The 20,390-nt window shown below is 50.8% G+C and carries 16 protein-coding genes; all 16 read right to left on the minus strand.

Annotated elements, in window-relative coordinates:
- Window positions 1-213: 213 nt before the first annotated feature.
- Entirely contained in the window at window positions 214-1,683 is a 1,470-nt protein-coding gene (gene lysS / locus AC1BI1_RS05705; RefSeq protein ID WP_476716433.1) for a lysine--tRNA ligase, read from the minus strand.
- Window positions 1,684-1,694: 11 nt separating this feature from the next.
- Complete coding sequence (greA, locus tag AC1BI1_RS05710) at window positions 1,695-2,174, minus strand: transcription elongation factor GreA (RefSeq protein WP_476716321.1); 480 nt, start codon at window positions 2,172-2,174, stop codon at window positions 1,695-1,697.
- A 187-nt stretch (window positions 2,175-2,361) separates the two neighbouring features.
- Entirely contained in the window at window positions 2,362-3,273 is a 912-nt protein-coding gene (locus AC1BI1_RS05715; RefSeq protein WP_476716322.1) for a radical SAM protein, read from the minus strand.
- A 16-nt stretch (window positions 3,274-3,289) separates the two neighbouring features.
- Window positions 3,290-4,990, minus strand: coding sequence for a helicase-associated domain-containing protein (locus AC1BI1_RS05720; protein ID WP_476716434.1), 1,701 nt, complete (start codon window positions 4,988-4,990; stop codon window positions 3,290-3,292).
- Window positions 4,991-5,029: 39 nt separating this feature from the next.
- A complete protein-coding gene (locus tag AC1BI1_RS05725; protein ID WP_476716323.1) occupies window positions 5,030-6,817 on the minus strand; it encodes a DNA repair helicase XPB in 1,788 nt (595 codons plus the stop codon).
- Window positions 6,818-7,091: 274 nt separating this feature from the next.
- On the minus strand, window positions 7,092-8,198 hold the full coding sequence (locus AC1BI1_RS05730; RefSeq protein WP_476716324.1) for a M24 family metallopeptidase: 1,107 nt from the start codon (window positions 8,196-8,198) through the stop codon (window positions 7,092-7,094).
- A 109-nt stretch (window positions 8,199-8,307) separates the two neighbouring features.
- Window positions 8,308-9,636, minus strand: coding sequence for an L-fucose/L-arabinose isomerase family protein (locus tag AC1BI1_RS05735; RefSeq protein ID WP_476716325.1), 1,329 nt, complete (start codon window positions 9,634-9,636; stop codon window positions 8,308-8,310).
- A gap of 49 nt (window positions 9,637-9,685) precedes the next feature.
- Window positions 9,686-10,561, minus strand: coding sequence for a carbohydrate ABC transporter permease (locus AC1BI1_RS05740; RefSeq protein ID WP_476716326.1), 876 nt, complete (start codon window positions 10,559-10,561; stop codon window positions 9,686-9,688).
- 91 nt (window positions 10,562-10,652) lie between these two features.
- A complete protein-coding gene (locus AC1BI1_RS05745; protein ID WP_476716327.1) occupies window positions 10,653-11,933 on the minus strand; it encodes an ABC transporter substrate-binding protein in 1,281 nt (426 codons plus the stop codon).
- Between the two features lie 138 nt (window positions 11,934-12,071).
- Window positions 12,072-13,268, minus strand: coding sequence for an anaerobic glycerol-3-phosphate dehydrogenase subunit C (locus tag AC1BI1_RS05750; protein ID WP_476716328.1), 1,197 nt, complete (start codon window positions 13,266-13,268; stop codon window positions 12,072-12,074).
- A 4-nt stretch (window positions 13,269-13,272) separates the two neighbouring features.
- The gene (gene glpB, locus AC1BI1_RS05755) at window positions 13,273-14,532 is read right to left on the minus strand and encodes an anaerobic glycerol-3-phosphate dehydrogenase subunit GlpB (protein ID WP_476716329.1); all 1,260 of its coding nucleotides are present in this window, start codon (window positions 14,530-14,532) and stop codon (window positions 13,273-13,275) included.
- A complete protein-coding gene (locus AC1BI1_RS05760; RefSeq protein ID WP_476716330.1) occupies window positions 14,522-16,045 on the minus strand; it encodes an FAD-dependent oxidoreductase in 1,524 nt (507 codons plus the stop codon). The genes glpB and AC1BI1_RS05760 overlap by 11 nt, the downstream gene beginning before the upstream one ends.
- A 12-nt stretch (window positions 16,046-16,057) precedes the next feature.
- Window positions 16,058-17,551: a glycerol kinase GlpK gene (gene glpK, locus AC1BI1_RS05765; RefSeq protein WP_476716331.1), complete on the minus strand. Its 1,494-nt coding sequence runs from the start codon at window positions 17,549-17,551 to the stop codon at window positions 16,058-16,060.
- Between the two features lie 30 nt (window positions 17,552-17,581).
- On the minus strand, window positions 17,582-18,586 hold the full coding sequence (locus AC1BI1_RS05770) for a Gfo/Idh/MocA family protein (protein ID WP_476716332.1): 1,005 nt from the start codon (window positions 18,584-18,586) through the stop codon (window positions 17,582-17,584).
- A gap of 44 nt (window positions 18,587-18,630) precedes the next feature.
- Window positions 18,631-19,509, minus strand: a complete 879-nt coding sequence (locus tag AC1BI1_RS05775) for a sugar phosphate isomerase/epimerase family protein (protein WP_476716333.1) — start codon at window positions 19,507-19,509, stop codon at window positions 18,631-18,633.
- A 14-nt stretch (window positions 19,510-19,523) separates the two neighbouring features.
- Window positions 19,524-20,387 carry a carbohydrate ABC transporter permease gene (locus AC1BI1_RS05780; protein ID WP_476716334.1) on the minus strand — a complete coding sequence of 288 codons (864 nt, stop codon included), beginning with the start codon at window positions 20,385-20,387 and terminating at the stop codon, window positions 19,524-19,526.
- Window positions 20,388-20,390: the final 3 nt, after the last annotated feature.

Genomic DNA, 20,390 nt, shown 5'->3' on the forward strand with positions numbered 1-20,390 from the left:
CCCCCACTCCAACTCCACCCCTCCTCCCCCTCTTCCGCAGGGAGGCAAATCTCAATATATCACCTCCCTACCCCTCTCTTCAACCCCTACATACCCCCTATATCCCCTCCCACCCGCCCCCTATCTCGCCCCTACCTCAACTTTACCCAATATATCGCTAAATTTCTCGCGTTTACTACATTTTGCTCTCTTAAAGCAACCCCTCCGGCTTACTTAATCCTCCCGGGGACGCATGGTGGGAAAGAGGATAACGTCGCGGATGGAGGGGGAATTGGTTAATACCATCACCAGCCGGTCAACGCCCAAGCCTAAACCTCCGGCGGGAGGCATTCCATACTCTAAGGCTCGCAAAAAATCTTCATCCATCATGTGAGCCTCTTCATCCCCGGCTGCCCTCTCCCGCAACTGGGCTTCAAAACGTTCCCTCTGGTCAATGGGGTCATTGAGCTCGGAAAAAGCATTGGCCAGCTCGCGTCCCGCAATAAAGGCTTCAAACCTATAAGTAAATTCAGGATTGTCCTCTTTCTTCTTAGCCAGAGGTGAGATCTCGATGGGGTAATCCATAATAAAAATGGGTTGTATAAGATGCGGTTCTACCAGGGCCTCAAAAACCTCATTAATTATTTTTCCCCGGCTAAGGCCTGCTTCTATCTCTACTCCCAAACTTTCCGCCGCCCGGCGGGTTTCCACCTCATCCAAAGAAGTAAAATCAATCCCTGTATATCTTTTAATAGCCTCCATCATGGTAATCCGGGGCCAGGGAGGCGCTAATTCCAATATTTCCCCCTGGTACTCCACCGTCGTGGTCCCTAGCGCTTCCCTAGCTACAAAAGCCACCATTTGTTCCAGCAATTCCATCATATCGTAGTAATCGGCATAGGCCTGGTAAAGCTCCAACATAGTAAATTCAGGGTTATGTTTGGTAGAAATACCTTCGTTGCGGAAAATGCGGCCCATCTCGTAGACCTTTTCCAGTCCTCCTACCAGTAAACGCTTCAAGTGGAGTTCCAAGGCAATGCGCAAGTAGAGATCAATATCTAAAGCATTGTGATGGGTAATGAAAGGACGCGCAGCCGCTCCACCGGCCACGGTATGCATGGTAGGTGTCTCCACTTCCAAGAAGCCGCGCTGGTCGAGGAAGGTACGGATAGCTTTTAATACCTTGGCCCTGGTGATAAATACATTGCGCACTTCGGGGTTAACAATTAAGTCCAAATACCGCTGGCGATAACGTAGATCGACGTCTTTGAGGCCATGCCACTTCTCCGGCAAGGGGCGCAGGCTCTTGCAGAGGGGGGTAAAATGGCTGACTTCCACGGAAATTTCGCCTCGACGGGTACGAAAGACCGTACCCCGTACTCCCAGGATGTCACCGATATCCAATAGCTGGGTAAAGATGTGGTAGGCTTCCTCTCCTATCCGGTCGAGTTTTACATAGAGCTGAATGCGACCCACCTGGTCATGGAGGTCGGCAAAAGTAGCTTTGCCATGCTCCCGGATAGCCCTTAACCGGCCAGCTATGGTTACTTCCTTTCCTTCCAGGTCGGCAAAATTGTTAATAATTTCCTGGGTAGAATGGGTACGCTCAAAACGGCCGCCATAAGGCTGCATTCCTGCTTGGCGCAAAGCTGCTAGTTTCTCTTTTCTTACCCGTATTAAATCATTTTCTGCTTCCACCCTGATCCCCCTAAAGTTTAGTTGTTGTTTATGCTTAAAATGCGATAATGCAAGGTACCTGCCGGCACCTGGACTTCTACTACAGCTCCCACCTGTTGTCCCAGCAGAGCCTTGCCCACCGGTGATTCATTGGAGATACGCATCTCGCTGGGTTCGGCTTCCACGGATCCTACAATTTCATAAGTAAGCTCTTCACCGCTATCTAAGTCTAGCACCGTAACTTTAGAACCCATGGACACTACATCCCCCGGCATCTCTTGGGTATCAATTATCCGGGCATGGCGCAATTTCTTCTCTAAAGCAAGAATGCGGCCTTCCAAAAAGGCCTGCTCATTCTTGGCATCCTCATACTCCGAGTTTTCGCTAATATCCCCGAACTCAATGGCCTGTTTAATGCGTTCGGCGACTTCCCGCCTTTTTACGGATTTCAGGTAGTCCAGCTCTTCTTCCAATTTTTTTAAACCGCCCACGGTCAGCAGGACTTCCTTCTCTGCCATCTTACCCTTCGCTCCCTTGCTTTTTCTTTCTTTTCTGCCACCATTGTAATTCGGTAAATCAATAATATGATGTCAACCGTCCCTTTATGCGACCAAAAGCACTGGGGGAATGCCCAGTGCTTGTTGCTTCCCTTGCTTTTATAGGTATTATAGGTTGGGCTCCCATCCTTGTCAAGGATAAAAAACGTTATTCTGCCAGGCGAAAATAAGGACTGGCGCGCCGTGCCGCCTCCAGGGCCCTTTTATACTCTTCCAGTGTCAGGCGCCGGCTTAAAGATTTATAGCGCCATGCTTCACCGGCCGGATAATACTGGTTCATTACGTTAATATAAGAATATGGTGATATCTCGCGGGCGATAAACTCCATAATCTCTTCCGTACCCGCCAACCCCTCCGGCAACACTAAATGGCGTATAATCAGGCCGCGCCGGGCTATCCCATTTTCGTCTATGACCAGGTCCCCCACCTGTCGGTGCATCTCTTTGATGGCCTCTTTAGCTACCTGGGGATAATCCGGAACGCGAGAAAGACGCTGGCCCACCTGGGGATCGGCATATTTAAAATCAGGCATGTATATATCTACCAACCCCTCAATCCTCTTAAGGGTATCCTTTTCCTCGTACCCCCCACAATTATATACCAATGGTAAGCGCAGCCCCCTTTCTGCTGCAATGGCCAGGGCGGCTATAATTTGAGGGACATAATGGGAGGGTGTCACCAGATTTATATTGTGGCAACCCCGGTCCTGTAAGGCAAGCATGATACGGGCGAGTTGCTCCAAGGAAACCTTTTCTCCGTGCTTTCCCCGGCTGATTTCGAAATTCTGGCAAAAGACGCAACCCAGGTTGCAATGGCTGAAGAAAATAGTACCCGACCCGCCCCCTCCTACCAGCGGCGGTTCTTCGCCAAAATGAGGGCCATAGCCGCCGATCTCGACTTCCCAGCCCGCCCGGCAGAAACCCAATTCCCCCTTCTGGCGATTGACATGGCAGTGATGAGGGCAGATGGTACAGTCTTTAAGCCGTTCCATAAGTTCAGCGCCCAGATCCTTTAATTGCCCCTGGGCTAAGCTATTCAAGTAGCCCGGATAGAGAGGCATAATAGCTTAACCGCCCTTATTTTTTCCGCAATTCTTCTAAAATGATATTCCTCAGCCACGCCGCCAATATATCTTCTCCTGGGTCGCGATAGACGTTCAGGCCCAGGTGGGTGCGGTGTTCCACTATCTGGGGACGGGGAAAGAAGCCTTCCACTTCCAGCATCTTAAGACATAGACCCGCCGGCTCTTCCGGCATCAGGTAAGCTGTAGGGCTTATCTCTTCCACCAGCCATCCCTGCCTTTGTAAGAAGGCCTTGATCTCGCCGGATAACTCTTCCGTGCAGCGCACCAGTACGCCCCTTTCTAGATAAACCCTGCCCATCTTCCCCGCCCACTCCTCCAGGGAAGACCTGACGTTGGGAGGCAGCTCGTATTTACTATGTTTCTCTATTAGCTCCATCATATCCCGGGGAGACCAGCCGGACATAAAACCGCGATAAAAAGACTGGTGGCTCAACCTGAAAATAAACATGCGATCGGCGCTCTCTAACTCGGCAAAAGCTGACAGGCGCATAAACAGCAAGGGGTTGATTTCCAGAGGAGCCAGGATCTCAAAATTGGGCTGCACTACAAAAGTCTCTACCTTAGGGAAGCTTTCTTCCACCTCCGGTGCCAGTTGGGCAAAATCCTCTTCGTTTCTAGCCTTGCTTTTCTCTTCGCCCTCAGAATTAAATAAGCGAGACAAACGAAGATAAAGGAGCAATAGGGAGGTAGGCCGTATCGCTCCCCTGTCCCAATTTCCCCTCACTTCCAAAAGCCCTGCCCAGAGTAGTTTCTGCAAGCAATTTTGCGCTTCTTGGATTATAAACTGGCGCCACTGCCCCAGGGAAAAGTCGGAAATCAACCTTTGCAAATTGGCCAAGGACATCCAACGGCACGGAGGCAACGCCAGGACCAGGTTTAAGATATGTTCCAGCCATTTGTGCTCTGTGCTGCTCAACTCTCTTTCCAGGATCTGGGTGACAAACTGGTGCCATTGCCATACCGGATGCAACTCCAGCCATTCCCAGGCTTTTTTCGTCAGCTTAACTTCGTTTTCCCCTTCCTTCTTTAGAAAGCCTAGCTTCCAGGCTAAATTCTCCAATAGCTCGTATCGCTTCTCGTTCTCAGGATAATGTAGCAGAGAAGCTATCTTCTTGCGGTCCTTCTTGTATATATAGCCCGCCTGGGCCACTTTTATTCTCCACTGCAACACACAGGCCAGAAGCACGTAAAAATCCACCAAAAGAAACTTCCCGTGATTTTCCCCCGGTTCCGCTCCCTGCCTTAAGGGTTCAATCAGGCTTTGGACTTTTTTATAATACAGAAAGCCACTCAGTTCTGCCGGTATCTGATAATGCTCCGGCCGAAAAGTGGAGGACAAAAAAAGAAGGCCCAAACCCAGAAGCTTATCCCGCACCTGCCGGGTTACATCTCTCCCCCATAAATTATTTAGCCTGCCATGCGCTTTGTGCACTTCCAGGCCTTCGGCACCTGCACCAAAAAGCACTAACTCCAGCATATACCTAGCCTCAGGTTCAAGCCCTTGCCAAAGCCTCTCCAAGTAGGAAGGTTGGCTATAGAAAGAAATTAAATCTTTACAAAGCTTTTCCCGGAGAAGTTGGGCCTGGCCCCGTCCAGCCTTTCCCAGCTCCGGAACAGGTAAATTTAAGTTCCTGGCCAGGGTCTGCAAAAACTCCAATGGAGCGCTCTCCAAATAATCTTTATAGGTTACCACACCCGCCAACCTATTCACCTTCCCACACTCATAAAGCCTTTATTTCCTGCCGGCTTTCCGCCTCCATTCCGCCAGCTCTATAACCTTGTTATCCGTCTTCTCCCTAGGCTCTCCCGGCGGAGCCCCCTGAGTCCAAACTTTCCCTTTCACCGGTTCCAGTTCCGGCCCTATTATCTCATAACGATATCCCTGTTCCGTTAAAAAGAGCTGCCGGTGGACGGCAAAAACCTGTTCCACCGTATCCCGCGTTACCAGAGAGTAAAAACTAGCCGGAAGCCCCGATTTTTTAGGCCGCAAGATTCTTCCCAGCCGCTGGGCCTCTTCCTGGCGCGAACCGAAGGTTCCTGAAACCTGAATAGCCACACTGGCCTCCGGGAGATCTAAGGCAAAGTTGGCTACCTTGGATACCACCAGGCAGCGCAAACTGCCCTCCCTAAACTCCCGGTAAAGCTTTTCCCGCTCACGGTTGCCGGTCTTACCTGTAATCAAAGGGGCACCCAGCCGCTGCGCCAGCCGTTCCAGTTGGTCCAGGTATTGACCGATGACCAAAATCTGTTCTCCTTCATGGCGCTTGACCAGGGCCTCAACCACAGCATCTTTATACAGATTAGTAGCGGCTACCCGGTACTTATCCCGCTCATCCGCTACGGCGTAGGGCATACGCTCCTCAGGGGGTAAGTCCAGCCTCACCTCAAAACATGTCGCCTTGGCGATCCAACCCTGGGCTTCTAGTTGTTTCCAGGGAATATCATACTTTTTGGGCCCTATCAAGGAAAATACATCATCTTCCCTGCCATCTTCCCGTACCAAGGTGGCCGTGAGGCCCAGCCTTCTCCTGGCCTGCAATTCGGCGGTTATGCGAAAAATAGGGGCCGGCAAAAGGTGCACCTCGTCGTAAATAATAAGTCCCCAGTCTTGTTGATTGAAAAGCCGGAAATGGGGATACTCCTCATCTTTCTTACGCCGGTGGGTGACAATCTGGTAGGTAGTCACGGTGACCGGCTTGATTTCCTTTTTCTCTCCGGTGTACTCACCTATCATATCCGGGGGTAAGTCGGTCTTGTCTCGTATTTCTGCCACCCATTGCCGGGCCGCGGTGACGTTCGTCACCAGTATCAAGGTATAGCACTGGGTCAGGGCCATGACCGCCAGGCCCACAATGGTCTTGCCCGCCCCACAGGGCAAGACTATAACGCCGCTGCCACCCTTGGAACTGCCACTAGCATAAAAGACTTCTGCCGCTTCCCGCTGGTATTCTCTTAGCTTAAAGGGCTCTCCCCCTAAAGTGGTCTCCCGCAAGGAAAATTTCAAGGGCGCGCCCGGCACATATCCGGCCAGATCCTCTACCGGGTAGCCTATCTTAATCAGGGCCTGCTTAACGAGACCCCGTTCCCAGGGATTTATAAGGAGGGTACAAGCATCCCGCTGAGCTTTAATATAAGGCTGCACCCGCTTGTTATTAAGGAGTTCAGTGGCTATAACCGGGTCCGCCGTTACCAATTGCATCTCCGAACCCTTGGCCACCAACTTCACTTTGCCGTACCGGCCCATATACTCCCGTATATCCGTGACCACATTGGCCGGCAGCGGGTATTTGCTCAAATCTCCCAATACCCCGATGATGGTCTCCGCATCCAGGCCGCTGGCGGCCGCATTCCACAGGGAAAGAGGTGTCAGGCGATAGGTATGGATATGCTCCGGGCTTTTAAGCAATTCGGCAAAGCGCACAAGGTAATCCCGCGCCTCGGCATAGAGCGGGTTGTCCACTTCTAAAAGGATGGTGCGGTCGCTCTGTACCACCAGGGGCCTGTCCGGATAATAAGCCATGGGTATCTCCCTTTTTAAATTTTCGTGTCCTTGATAGTAGTTTAGCTCATAGCGTCTGCAGAAGCAACGTCTAATAGCACCAAAATGAACCTAACCTCATACTGACAGCCCAATTAGCTTGAAATCTTGCTCAAAATAGCTTCGCAGGCTGATACAGAAACAGATCGCGGATTGGTCAGGATGGCGGCGATGGCGCCCTGAGGGCAATAAGTGATACCCCAAAAATTTCAAAAGGTTCCGCTCCGAAGGCGCGGAACCTTAATAGGTTTGTCCGCTACCGCTCCAAAATTAGCGGCCGTCTCACTTCTTGAGGGCCAAGGTCCATATCAGTTGCAGGCCACCAGCCAGGGACCCAGGTTAGAAAATCCAGCTCCCCGCCTTCTTTGACCAGCACTGTATCTTCACATTTGGTCCCCTGAATCGTAGGGTTCCAGGCCAGCATTTGGTTATTCTGAAGTATCTCCGTACTGCCTTCTCCAGCCCGATATTCCCGAGGTGCATAACCGATGGCCCCGCCCTGGTGATGTCTTCGCCATTCTTGTGGAAAACCTTCTCGGGCATAAGCTGCCTTCCCGCACTCAAAAACGCTTTGGCTATCTGTACCCACCTTACTGGCACCCAGGAAAGCAGCCTCCACCCTCACGGTAGACAAATAAGTGCTCCATAAGTTATCCGGCACCTTGCCAAAGTAGACGGATCTGGTCAGGGCTACATGCAAGCCGCCCTTCTCACCCACCAGGCCAATAACCGCATACCTCTCCAGCCTCTTGCCCGTAGGCACCGGGTGACGGTGTTTAAAGGCTCGCTCATCCGTTCCCACCAGTAGTACGGCCGGCCGTACGCCGTATCTTGCGAGCCTATAAGAGATATCAGCAAGGATTTCCCATTCTGTCATCCCGGGCTTAAGGCTGACACAGGCAGCCGCTAGCTCGCGGGAGCAGATTTCTCCCAGTTCCCTGGCACGGGCTATTTCCCCTTCTGTCAGGCTGTAGCGCAACCGGTTGAGTTCGGCCCCCAGCACCGGCCAATCCGCCATAGGTATATCGCTGCCCACCTTTAAGTTGCCGACGAGCTTTTTAATAGCCTCCTCCCGGCTCTCATACCATTCATAAGTCCAGGGCTCAAAACCGAGGTCTGGGACCTGCTCTTCCATAATGCGTTCGATTTCGTTTTGGGGAGCTACTACAAATTTGCGGTCCGGCAGGATAACCAGGGCGGCGGCACCTGTCTCCGATCCTGTGACTACCCGATTAGTGCCTCCTGCGGTAAACCAGGAAAAATTCAGGGCTTTAGACAAGCATAGGCCGTCCAGGTTTGCTCTAGCCAGCAGTTCCCTTATACGCCTTTCTTTAGTGGTAATCTCCTTTAAGCGCTCAATCATGATTCTTGCTCCCACCCCTCTGCTGCGACCTTGCCCCAACACCTGAGCTTATCAACGCACGTGGAAACACATTACTTCTACACTCTTACAATCATATTGGGGGAGGTCCCTATATTTCTACAATCTCCAAGCCTAGCAGTGCACTAAAGTCCCTTAGTGCCTTAGCCAAATCGCCATAGACTATTACATAGTGGTGCTCAAATCCCTCAGCCAAAATAGCAGCAATAATGTCGTTTACCGGTTTCTCCATGCGCACGGGTAAGGTATTACCGCTAAATAGTAGCGGTGCCTGCAGCCCCGCTCCTCTGCCTAGCAACAATCGCAGGCTGTCATTAGGACCGGAACTCAACCTCATGATAGTAACTGTTTCCTCTTGCAGGGGGAAATAAAGGGCTAAAGGTATCTTCCTGTTGGGGTGAACTCCGGCCACCACGGGTGCCGTAGGGGAAGCTAGGGACTGCGGTGCTGCCCCGCAATGCCAAAAAATCAGCTCATTCTTTTCTTCGTCGCCCACTACCAGATCGGCCAAGAAGGTCGGTTTGCCGGAAAAGTACTGGCCCAACAGCATGCTCACCGCCCCGTTAACATCGGCCTCACAGGCCGCAACTATTCCTTCATCATTAAGCTTACTTAAGGCGAAACAGGCCGCTCCACCGTAGTAAGCCATAAAATCGGGCCAGCATTCCAAAGCTATACCGTCCAGGGACTTCCGAGCAACTATTTCTTTGAGAGCCAGGTAGCCCCGTACCGATCTTTCCACTCCTTGGCTATCGAGTTTGTCATAACCTTTTACATCCTGTAGCAATAAATGACTATCATCTGCAATTTTACTAGCCAAATTAAAGACCTCATCTAATGATATATATTCCACGGCGACACCCAGGCGGCTGTAAAGGGAGATTTCATTAAAATTAGAGGCATAAAAGCCCTGGGGCCGACGTCCTATCAGGCCAAGGCGCCGCCCTTTAAGCCATTTACGAGCCCCTGCTGCTCTTACGTAAGCAGTAACCTCTTCCAGCGCTTTACGAGAATCCGGATCACCGTACACAGCCTTAAAGTTCTTGCCCGCCGCCTTTAGAGCGTGGGCACCTAAGTTTATACCACAAAGGGAATTAAGCCTTAAGCGCTCACCCGTGGGTTTATCTTGGAAAGCCCACAGTACCAAGGGTAGGTCTAAGGTATGAGCTAGGTGTAAGACAAGGGAGGCATCGGTAAACGTACCCTGTACCACGACAACGGCATCTAAGTCCTTCTCCTTTAGCATTAACGCTGCCTTAACCGCCTCCTCGGCTATGGTAACGGGGTCATCCACCACCTCTAGGTTAATACCAGTCTCCACCAAAGAAGTTGCTACGCGCTGAAACAAGCATTGGGCCAGAGGCATGTCAAACTGGGGTCGACCAAACATTATGAGACCTATGCGATTGCTATCCTTCATGCCGCCACATCCTTTCGCTAAAGGAGAGCACCTTTTATTAACTTCTGCTTTAATAAGACACTTTGTCGGCGTTCAGGAGCCTGAACTGTAATATGGTCAAGGTGGCAATTATAATAAGATAGATAACGGCGGAACTAGCAGCATATCCAAATTTGAAGTTGTTGAATGCCTGATGATAGATGAACAGGGATAGAATCTCAGTAGCATACGAGGGACCGCCGTCAGTCATGGCCAGAATAAGGTCAAAAGCTTTAAAGGATTGGAGGGTTGTATAGGCTACTACTATGGTGGCTGAAGGCGCCAGCAGCGGCCAGGTAACGTTGCGGAAGGTCTGCCACTTGCTGGCTCCCTCTATCCGGGCTACTTCGTACAGCGATTCGGGAATAGAATTGAGCCCAGCTATAAAAATGGTCATAACCTGACCTGTATGGGCCCATACCTGGGCCACGGCCAGACTGTAAATAGCTATTCTTTTGTCGCCCAGCCAGGACTGTATAAGGAACCCAAGGCCCACCTTGTTCAGGAACCAGTTCAGGGAGCCCAGACTGGGATCATAGACGAAAATCCATATAAAGGCTACGGAAACAGAGGCGATCACCGTGGGTAAAAAAAATAGGGCCCGATAAAATATATTGAGCCGGATATTCTTCACCAGAATTAGGGCGAAGATCAGGGAAAAAAGCGTCTGGAAGCAGACTACAAATAGGGTATATTTCAGGTTATTCCCAAAAGCCTGCCGAAAGATCTCGTCGTGAAATAGCAGCGTCTTATAGTTCGAAAGTCCCACCCAGGAAAATTGGGGCGAGATGCCGTTCCAATTGGTCAGGCTTAAGCCCAGCGCAAAAATACAGGGGACTATAAAAAAGATAATATATAAGGTCAATCCTGGAAGGATAAATAAGCTCAAGCCCCAGCTTCTTTTCATGTTCTGGCCTCCTACACCTTGACCTGGTCTGGCCGGGGAAAGGATATATAACTCCCCGGCCAGACCAGGCTATAAAAGCCTGATTTATTCCTTATCGATTCTTCTTAATTGCCAGATCCACCGCCTTCTGTGCCTTGGCAGCAGCTTCTTCCGGCGACATACCGCCAAGTACATCTGCCACAGCATTGGTAATGGCGTCCTGAACCTCACGCACGGTAACCATATAACGCGGCTGGAATAACGTCTTCTTGGACAGCCAGGGGATCTGTTCCTGCAGTTCAGGAGACTCGTATTTCACTCCGTTTACAGTTACAAATTGCCCGGTTGCCTCGGCGTATTCGCCCGCTATATCAGGCCTGAAGAGGAACTGGAGGAATTTCTTGGCAGCCTCCACGTTCTTAGATTTGCTGTTAATGCCCAGCATAAAGGTGGCGGTATGGATACCGTCATACTTCTTCTCGTTTGCCGGAACGGTGATGGGCGCAAGCAAGCCTTGCTTCAAATTGGGATTCTGTTTTTTATTAGATACCATCATGTAAGAACCTTGGGCCAGCATAGCCCCCTTCCCCTGGGCGAACAGGGCTGCCGCACCAGCCTTTTTGGTTCCCAACACGTCTTTTTGGAAGAAGCCTCTATCGTTGAGCTCTTTGAATTGCTTTAAGGTCTTTACAAACCACGAATCGGTGAGTTTGGCTTCGCCGGTCTGAACTTTGCTCAAAGTATCACCAGAGGGCATATTGTTCATGAGCATAGGATTAATAAACTGACCGATACCAATTTCGCTGTCCAAAATAATGGGGGTCACGCCGTTGTCCTTGAGCTTCTGACAAAGAGCTAGGAAACCTTCCCAGTCGTTAGGAGGTTCTAAATTATACTTAGCAAAAATATCTTTATTATAAACGGGAATGTTAAAAACTAGCTGATAAGGAATGGCGTATTGCTTGCCATTGAGTTGTCCAGGCTTTAGGAATTCTGGATTGATGCTCTTGAGGATATCCAGGCCGTTCAAGTCGAGATACGCATTGGCAGAAGCCAAAGCTGCAAAGTCACTACCAGGGAAGGTAGCAAAAACATCCGGACCTTCTCCGCTCTGGAGCTCAGCCTGGATTTTGGTCCTGTATTGTTCCGAGCCTTCCACCGTCTGGCTTACAGCTATATTGGGATTTTCCTCCTGAAACTTCTTGATAATCTTGTTGAAAGCTTCTAAATCCTCTCCCCGCCAGTGGGCGAACCTGATCACCACTTTGTCATTTTGGGGAGCCTGGCCCTCCTTACCCGCGGTTTTGGCCCCACCGCAGCCCGCTAAAATCAAGCTGGCAGCGACCAGGAGAGCCAGCAAGATCCCTACCTTTCGAAGAGTTTTTCCCCTCATACTTCCTCCTCCTTGTTCGGTGTTTAGCTTACTATTAAATTTTTCGCCCTTTTGCGTCCCCCTCCTTATATCACCCCTTATTTATAAGTTTATAATTTTATATCTAGTATAACTCACCCTGTCCCACCTGTCAATCGCTCAAGATCTCACAATATTTGCTTCTATAAGCTGCGCGGGGTGGACTACTTCGATACCTGTGCCGTGCTGGATTTGTACCTTGCACATACCACAGTCAGTAACGACTACGCTGCACTCGCTATTTTTTATAGCGGTAAATAGTGGACGCCCAATAGCCATAGACAGGGTGTACTTCTCTTTTTTATAACCAAAAGTGCCGGCCAGGCCACAGCATAATTCGTCATTGAGAATGACGTCGTACCAATTCTCCAGAATACGTACCGCAGGGGCACCCACGCCTTGAGCCTTTAGATGACAGGGCAGGTGATAATAAAGCTTGGTTTTAGTGGGTTCGGTCCGGCTCGTTCCTACCCCTTCTTCTTCCAATAATTCGCAAATATCCCATACGTTTAGGGCCAGCTCCCTCGCCCCTTCAGGGCCCAAAATGTCTTCATATTCCTGCTTCAGAGCCAGGGAACAGCTGGGGCAGCTGGTAACTATTTTGTATCCCTGGGCAACGTAGTTTAATAAGATCCTGGTGTTTTTTTCTGCTACCTTGTAGGCTTGCTTGAGCAAGCCATTGCTCACCAGCGGTGTCCCGCAACAGAAAAGGGGAGCCAGTTTTACCTCATAGCCCAGGAAATGTAGGAGATTGATAGTGGACTTAGCTACCTCCGTGTCAAAAAAAGTGGCATAGCAGCCCGTAAAATATAGGGCTTTCTTGGAGGAAGGTACCCCCGGTGCTTTAGTGTTGGCTATTACGATCTCCCTTCTGTCATATAAGGGTAAAGGCCGGTGGGGTGTAACACCTATTAGAGCCAGACTCAGGCGTATCCACCTCTGCTTGAGCAACAGGTTAACTAGAGGTGCCAAGCGTTTACCGGCCCTGCCCCAATAATAGTTGTGGGCCAACATCCAATCCCGGATTCTTTCTTTTAGAGGTAACTTTAAGTACGCTCTATTCCTGAGATTAAAGCTCGCCGGTGTAACGCCGTGGGGGCATGCTGCGTCGCACCTTTTGCAGTTGGTGCAGAAGACCAATTCCCTGTCTACAGTAAACCTTGTCTGTGGAGCGTCATTGGTCAAGTATAGCCGTTGCAGCTCCGGCCCTAAATATTTAGGACCAGGAAAATTTACGTATTCAGCCACTACAGGGCATTGGGTGTGGCAAATGCTGCATTTTAAACAATAGTCCAGTCGCCTTTCCAACTGCTCCACGTGCTTAAGCCCCCCGAGCAGCCCAGATTCCCGCCGTATACCCTGTAACTACCGCTACCCCGTTGCCGCTTTTTTCCCCAAAGGGATCGTAACCATACAAATTCCTACCCCCTATGTATACATTCCTGTATACCACTTTGCCGCACGTATCCCGGGGCTGCAGTCGAGATGTAGTTTTAATTCCTGCGCAGGCATAGGGTTGGTTAGCAAAGAAATCCTCGGCAGCACTTGTATTCTCGCCCTGGACCGGCAGGGCAAATACTGTTTCTTCTATGCTTTCGGGGGTAACTTTAAGGCCGCCGCCCAGTATACCCCCAGTGGCCAGTACATAGCTCTGGGCCTGGCAATAAATCTCCCGGCCGTTAATGGACCGGAGCCAAACACCCCGACACCAATCTCCTTGACTTTCCGCCCTAACAGCTTTCGTGTTCCAGATAAACCTTACTCCCTGTTTCTTAAGATAAGATATAAGGCTTTCCGCCAGCCGCCATCCGGTAACCGAGGGGGGGAGCGTGGGCACCTCCATAAAAGCGCACTTAAGATTTTCTTCCAAGTCTTTTTGCACCATTAACCACTTCCTTGCACCCAAAACAGCAGGCACAAGGACTAATGTCCCTGGACTTACCAGTCTCTTGAGTTGGGCCATAATTCCTCTTCTTAAAGCTTCTTCTTCTAGCAAGAGAGCAATATCGAAACTGTTTAATTCTCTCCCCACTTCTATATCCAGGCTGATCCAGGTGGACTCAATAGAGGGTTTTAATCCTAACCGCTTGCACTGACGGTCCAGGTTTTCGGCTATAAGCGCCGGGTAGAAATCGGACATTTCTCGAAAGCCGGTAACTAGTATCCTATTATATTTCTCCCAGTCTGCCTTAGCAGTTAAGGGGACCAAGGCTGTGGGGTTCAGCGTACCTGCCCCCGTGGGTAGAAACCGGTTAGTGCGCCAGCTACCCACATAGGGGTAGCCGGCAGCCTCCATTACTCGGAGGAAAAAACTGAAGGCTTTTTCAATATCCTCTTCTCCCACCACCACATAAGGATGTTCTGGTTGCCTCTGGGCCAGATGCTGCAGGGCCGTCCCGGTCTCCTTCAGGGGAAGGTTGGACCTCCCGGGGTAGTAACCCAGAAAATCAATAAATCCGGTAGAAAGATATAGGCTGCCCCTCCCCTCAGCCACCACCGTTACTCTAGCGTTGGGCACTGCGGCCGCGGCAGCCATGAGCCCCGACAGGCCTGCCCCTATTACCAGCACATCACATTTCATGGCCCTCACGTTCCACCTGACGCAGATTTAAGTTGCCCAGGTACATGCCCCGAGTAATTTCTACCTCCTGGGCCTGATCGCCCCAAAGGACGGGTCGATTACCTTTCCAGCGCTCCTGAATATGGTCCCTCAAGAATTGGAGGGCTCTCTCTCCCGGAAGTATACCTGTATTATGGTAGAAGCCTGCGGCCCTGTAGGTGCAAAAGGTTCCTTGGCAAGGTCCCATACCCAAGCGGGTAAGACGCCGCACATCGTTTAAAGTAAAATATCGTTTCCCCTCTACTACCCTGCTGAGCATTTCAGGGCTTACCCTCTCGCAATGGCAAATATAATACTTGGCAATCCTATCTTCTGGGCGCACCACTGCTTCCAAAGGGATACTATCAGTAAGAGAGGAAGCGCTGATGCCTAATTTGACACAGGCCAGATCCGCCGCAGCCTGAGCCATCAGGCGGAAGGTGGTCAACTTACCGCCTACGGCAGAAATGATACCCTGTATTCCGTGAACCTGCTCATGATCAATGATGGAAAAATCCCTGGTCGCCTCTCGGCCCTGAACACCATTGGAAGTATTTTCATAAATGGGGCGAACGCCTGCAAAGGCCCGGATTATTCGCGCCTGTCGCAAGCCGGGTATCAGCTTTTCGCCCTCAGCCAGCAATCTCCATACTTCCTCTTTTTTAACTTGAGCGGTGTCTGGGTCTTCTATGACTTCCGAGGTGGTCCCCAAAATAGTTACACTGCCGTGGGGTACAATGATATCACCGTCGCTGGGTCTCCGCAGTCTATTTATCACCCGTCGGCACCAGCGGTGATTAAATACCAATAGACTTCCCTGGTCATGCAGTATATTAATCCTAATTCCCGCCATCGCAGCAATATGGTCTGCCCAGGCGCCTGCCGCATTGATCACCAGCTGGCACTCTATCAATTCCTCTTTGCCGGAGATCTCATCCCTCAAGTAGACACCTCGGACAGCGCCATTTTTCAATAGCAACCCTGTAGCTTGTGTATACGTTTTAACCACGCAGCCAGCCTCTTCTGCTGCCCTGGCATTGGCCTCGGCCAATTGGAAGCCGTCGATGGTACCGTCCGGGACCACAAACACTACCTTTGCTGCCGGATTGAGGCTGGGCTCGCGCTCCAGGGCCTTTTTCGGCTCCAATTCTTGGATTTCTATGCCAGCTTCTCTACACCCGGCCACCCACTTATCTATATAATCCTCGTCATCCTCCGGCAGGGCCACAAAGTAGCCTCCGGTATCATGGATAAGGCCCGGCGCCATTTTCTTTAAAAGGGCGTTTTCCCGGGCACACTCCGCTGCCGAAGCAGGATCTACTACCGCATATCTGGCCCCGCTGTGGAGCAACCCGTGAAACCGTCCACTGGTACCGCTGGCCAGTCCCTCTTTTTCCACCAGGAGGCCCTTAACTCCCCGCAGAGCCAGATCTCGCAGGATACCGGTACCTGTAGCGCCTCCACCGATTATGACTATGGGAAATTCGGTTTGCATAGTCACCGCCCCTTAGGGCTCTATCCAATTGCGCGCCCTTTCTACAGCCCTCTGCCATCCTTTGTATAAGGCCTCCGCCTTCTCTTTGGGCATTTGCGGCTGGAAGGTCTTCTCCAGTTTCCATCTCCGGGTTAACTCTTCCCAGCTGGAATAAGCCCCTGCTCCTTTCCCGGCCAGCAAGGCCACCCCCAAAGCAGTGGTCTCATTGACCCATGGCCGGTCTATGGCGATTCCCAGGATATCCGCCTGGAACTGCATGAGGAAATTATTCCGGGTAGCGCCTCCGTCCACCCGTACCCTTTCTAGGGCCAACCCGGCTTCTTGCGCCATGGCCCCCAGGACATCCCTGGTCTGATAAGCAATGGCCTCTAGGGCTGCACGCACCACATGGTATTTATTGGTACCCCTAGTAAGGCCACAAAGAATACCCCTGGCATTCATATCCCAGTACGGCGTACCCAAGCCCACGAAGGCGGGTACGAGATACACACCATTGGTATCTCCTACTTTTAGAGCATAATCCTCCGATTCTTGAGCGCGCGCTATCAGGCCCATTTCGTCCCTTAGCCACTGGATTACAGCTCCAGCTATAAACACGCTTCCTTCCAGGGCATAAAAGACTTTTCCCTCTGCTCCCCAGGCTATGGTAGTCAAAAGGCCCTGCCGAGAAGTGACTGCCCGGGAGCCTGTATTCATCAATATAAAACAACCTGTACCGTAGGTGTTTTTCACCGTGCCAGGAGTAAAGCAGCACTGCCCAAATAAAGCGGCCTGTTGGTCACCGGCTATACCGGTAATGGGTATGGGGACACCTAACAATGCCTCCTCAGCTACCCCGAAGTGACCACAGGAAGGCAAAACTGCCGGCAAAATACTACCCGGTATGTCCAACTCCCTCAGGATCTCCTCATCCCACCTGAGAGTATGAATGTTAAACAACATAGTGCGAGAGGCATTGGAGTAGTCCGTGGCGTGTACTTTGCCACCGGTCAATTTCCACAAAAGCCAAGAATCAATCGTTCCGCACAGGACTTTCCCCGCCCTGGCCTGGGCGCGCAGCCCCGGCACGTTGTCCAGCAGCCACTTGATCTTAGTAGCGGAAAAATAGGCATCTATTACTAAACCTGTCCTGGCCTGAATTTCCTCGCTCCAACCCCTTGCCTGTAAGTCCTGGCAGAAGGGCGCCGTCCGGCGGCACTGCCAGACAATAGCGTTGTAACAGGGTTTCCCCGTCTCCCGGTCCCAGATGACTGTAGTTTCCCTTTGATTGGTGATGCCGATGGCCAGAATGTCCCGCGCGCTGATGCCTGCTCGGTCTATAGCCTCGCGGGCTACCGCCAGCTGGCTATACCATATTTCCTCTGGGTCGTGCTCTACCCAACCGGGCTGGGGATAAATCTGGGTAATCTCCCGGCTAACTTGTTTCAAAGGCCTGCCATCCAAATCAAAGATAATGGCCCTGGAGCTGGTAGTGCCTTGATCTAATGCCAAAATGTACGGGGCCACGCCCGCCCTCCCCCTTCTCAGGCTTAAGGCCTAGAGTGGTCTGTTTAAATTTTGCAGGATAAACTCATCCATGTAGACTATTTGCCCGGTCTGGGCAGAATAGTTACAGGCAAGGGTAACCGCACATGTCTTTATAGCATCACCGATGGGGCACTTGATAAGGCTGGGATCCTGGGCTTTTACTGCCTCGATGAACACGTGGTCGATGTCTCCTGCCGGAGTATCGATGACCTCTACCTTATTGGGGGTGAATATCTGCAGCGTCTTGGGAGTAAACCTGGTCAGGACGTTCTTCCCGGCTATATCCAAAACAATATTCTCTAAAAAGGTCTGCGTACCCATCTCGGGGTAGAGAGCCAGGGTGCCGGTAACTGAGGCTACGGCTCCGCTCTTAAAGGTGAGGTTGACGGCATAGCCATCCCAATTGTTGAAATCCTCATCCTTACGGCAATTGAGGGTATAAGATGCTTTTACTGTATCTACCTCACCGGCCACCAAGCGGCACAGGTCAATAAGGTGCACAATCTGGTCCACTACCGGTCCACCGCCTGTATCTTTGTCGGCTATATGGGGTACAGGGGGTATAGTCCAATACCAGTAGGCGTTTAACATGGCCACCGGTTTGCCAGCGAATATCTCCAGCATCTTTTGCACTGTCTCACGATAGCGATACATATGGCCTACTGTGCAGATAATGCCGGAGCTCTCCACCTGCTCTTTCATCCGATAAGCAGTTTTTAAGTCCAGGGCCAGGGGCTTCTCCAGGAACAGGTGAAGCCGCCGTTTGGTCACTTCCTCCACCATCTCGGGATGAGTAATGGTGGGCGTGTTTATATAAACTATATCCAGTTCTTCCTTATCCAGCATTTCCTTGTAGTCGTAATAGGGTTTAGCTCCCACTTCTTTGGCCATCCTATTGGCCCTGTCGGTAAACACATCGCACACGGCCGTAATAGCTACATCATCCCTGGTTACCAGCTTGCTTTTATGGTGCTGGCCCATCCTGCCAGCTCCGATAAATCCAACTTTAAGCACGGTAAACCCTCCTCCGGTACAACTCTTCCTTTTGCCGATAATGGCTATACAAATTGCCTGAGGTGTTCGGCAGCCAGGAGGACCCCTCGCTCTATTTTTTCATCTGTTCCTGTCCAGATGGGATCTTCATGTTCAATGGTAATAGCGCCCTCATACCCTATCTCGTGCAAGGCAGAGATAAACTTGCGCCAGTCTACATCGCCCTGGCCCGGGATGCGGTGCCGCCACCAGTTGTGGGGATAACAATACATACCCTGCATCCTCTGGACATGGGGCAACATTTCGGTGTCCTTAGCCTGAGCCATGAATATCCTGTCCTTGAATTTTAATACCGCCTCTACATAATCAATTCCCTGCCAGATCAGATGGGAAGGGTCGATGTTCAACCCCAGAGAGGGTGCCGGGAGCCTCCTGAAGATTTCTTCCCAGATGACGGGAGTAACGGCAATGTTATATACGGGCGGCCAGAATTCAATCATGCCGCAGTTCTCGAAACATAACTTGACACCGCATCTTTCGGCTTCCTCTATAATAGGCGGGAATATCTTTTCCATCAGGTCCAGGTTATCGCCAATATCTTTTAAGGGATCCCTACCTGTAAAGGTGGATACCACAGGGACTCCCAATTGTTTCGCCGCCCTTAGCAGGGTAAAAATGTATTTTTGCGCCTTCTCCCTTTCTTCAGGGTTGGGAGACAAAAAGGGCAAAGCTCCGAACATAATGTCCACAATTTGGATATCATATTTCTCGGCCAAGCCTAATATTTCCTTAGTTTCCCCGGCTGCCACCCTATCCCAATTGATGAATTTATAGCGCGGACCGCCGTGCAATTCCACGCAATGGAACCCGTGCTCCTTGGCCCACCTGAAGGTCTTTTCCAGATCCCAGTGCATAAAGCAACTGTGATATAACCCGATTTGCATATTTTGCCTCCTCCTTATCCTTTTATGGATCCTGCTGTCATACCCTCGACAAAGTAGCGCTGCAGGAACACATAAATGATAATCATGGGCACCGAGGCCACCACTACCCCGGCAAAAATCATGGGATAATTAGTCAGATATTCCCCATGGAACTGAAGCAGGGCTACGGGCAACGTTTTTAGTTCGTTGGACTTTAAGAATAATAAGGGGTATAAGAGATCGTTCCAGGTAATGACAAAACAGAAAATGGCCGCAGCCGCCAGAGAAGGCAGGGAGAGGGGAATTACTACCCGGGAATATATCTGCCAGTGCGAGGCGCCATCTACCATGGCCGCTTCTATCAAACCCTGGGGTAGGGTCTTCATAAAGCCAGTCAAAATAAAGACACAGATGGGCAATAAAGTAGCGACCGTAACTAGGATTAAACCGAAATGAGTATTTAGAAGCCCCATTCGGGAGATGAGCACGTAGGTGGGTATCATGTTTACCTGTACCGGTATCATCATGCCTAAAGTCACGAAGCCGAAAAGAGCCGTCCCCCACCATTTAGGCAATCTGGTAATGGCGTAAGCCAGCATGCTGCCCAGCAATAATACAAAGAAGACAGAGGTAAAAGTAACTATGGCACTGTTTTTAAAGTAAACAGCCATATTCTCATGCTCAAACAGTTGCTGGTAGTTATCTAAGGCCCACCTGGCAGGCAAACCCACGGGATTGTTGTACAATTCTGCCACATCTTTGAAAGTGGCAAAGAGTACCAAGGATAGGGGGATGATAATAATTAGGGCGTAAATAATAAGTAGTGAATGCTTAAAAACTTCTCCCAACCACCTGGCCACCAAGCCTGATGATTGTTGCTTCCTTCCCTTTACCTTCATGAG

This window comes from Thermanaeromonas sp. DSM 22490 (assembly GCF_056378755.1).